This window comes from Flavobacterium buctense, from assembly GCF_014486695.1.
Classification (GTDB): domain Bacteria; phylum Bacteroidota; class Bacteroidia; order Flavobacteriales; family Flavobacteriaceae; genus Flavobacterium; species Flavobacterium buctense.
Genome location: NZ_JACTAB010000024.1, coordinates 1 through 1,687 on the forward strand (window position 1 = coordinate 1; position 1,687 = coordinate 1,687).

Below are 1,687 nucleotides of genomic sequence, written 5' to 3' on the forward strand. Positions count from 1 at the left end.
TTAGACATCAGAGTCTTACCAATCCCAACGCCGAACACCAATCCACCGAGTTTAGGTGCGCAGTGTGATAACAATAACCCGGGCGATATGCAGGAAGTATTTAACTTAACGGTTAATGCGGCTTACATTTTAAATGGCGACCCTAATTTAACGTTGCATTATTACCACAGCCAAGCTGATGCTTTAGTGCCTCAGAATGAAATTCTAACTCCGCTAGCTGCTTTAGTAGGAGATGTTGACCCTAATGAGCAGAGTGTATGGATTAGAGTAGAGAACAGCAGAGTAGATTATTTAGGCAATAATTGTTTTGTACTAGTAGAACAACCTTTAACGGTTAATCCATTGCCACAAATCGTACAGCCATTGGCACCCTACCGAGTTTGTGATAATGATGCTGATGGCCTGGCTGAATTTGATTTGACCAACCCTGATTTGGCAATCGCTATTTTGGGCACACAAAACCCGGCAGATTTTACCATTACGTATTACCTAACACCACAAGGTGCTAATCCGCTAACCAATACGGGAGAAACGCCACTACCAAACAATTACACCAATACCACGCCTGATAGTCAAAACATCTACATCCGAGTAGTGAACAATGCTACGGGATGTGTGAATGCTACCGGTGTGCTTACTTTGGCCGTAGAGGAATATGCTCAGGCTACAGGACCACAAGAATTCACTAGTTGTGATACTTACACCGACCCTTATGATGGGGTGTTCCAGTTGGATTTAACTCAGTATGCCTCAGCGATATTAAACGGCCAAGACGCGACAGTGTTCTTGATTAGTTATTATCACACCCAAGCCGATGCAGAAGCAGGGACCAATGCCCTTACGCTAGCAGAAGCACAGGCTTACATTACCCAACCGGATACAGACATCATTTGGGTAAAAGTAGAGAACAGCAGCAACAGCATTATACCGTTCTGTTATGCACTGACTACAATTGAGATTGAGATAGAGCGTTACCCGAATCCGATTATCACTACCCCAAATGGAGTGACTACGATTTGTGTTGACTTCACTAGCGGATTAGTAGTAAGACCACTGATCTTAAACAGCAACATTCCAAACCCGGCGGATTATACCTTTGAATGGTATGAGGATACGGTATTGATCCCTGGAGCTACGGGTCCAACTTATACGGTTGACACGGCTTCGGCTACAGGCGCCACGAGAAACTATACGGTTAGAGTGATTAGCAACAGTCCGTTATTGTGTGAGACTACCTCTGCAGGCTTTGATGTGATACAATCCGGACAGGCTAGTATCCCGACAGGCACGATAGGGTATACGGTGACCAATGCGTTTACCAACAGTCAAATCATTACCGTGACAGTGGAAGGTTGGGGAACCTATGAATACAGTTTGGATGACGGACCAAGACAGACGAGCAATATCTTTGAAGGAGTATCGTTAGGGAATCACATTATCCATGTTTGGGATACCGAAGGCGGATTGGCCTTTAGTTGTGAGGAACTTATCATTGAGGATGTTCAAGTGATTGATTACCCACATTACTTTACTCCGAACGGAGATGGTATTCATGATACATGGAATGTGGTGGGATTATTTAATTATGCAGATCAAACAAAAATTTATATATTTGACCGCTATGGAAAACTGCTCAAGCAAATCAGTTCAGCAGGAGATGGCTGGGACGGAACCTACAACGGACAAC

At 44.0% G+C, this 1,687-nt stretch carries 1 protein-coding gene; it reads left to right on the forward strand.

Annotated features, from left to right (window positions below; translation table 11 throughout):
- A partial coding sequence (locus ICG50_RS12985; protein WP_187661328.1) for a T9SS type B sorting domain-containing protein occupies positions 1 to 1,687 on the forward strand: 1,687 nt, incomplete at both ends.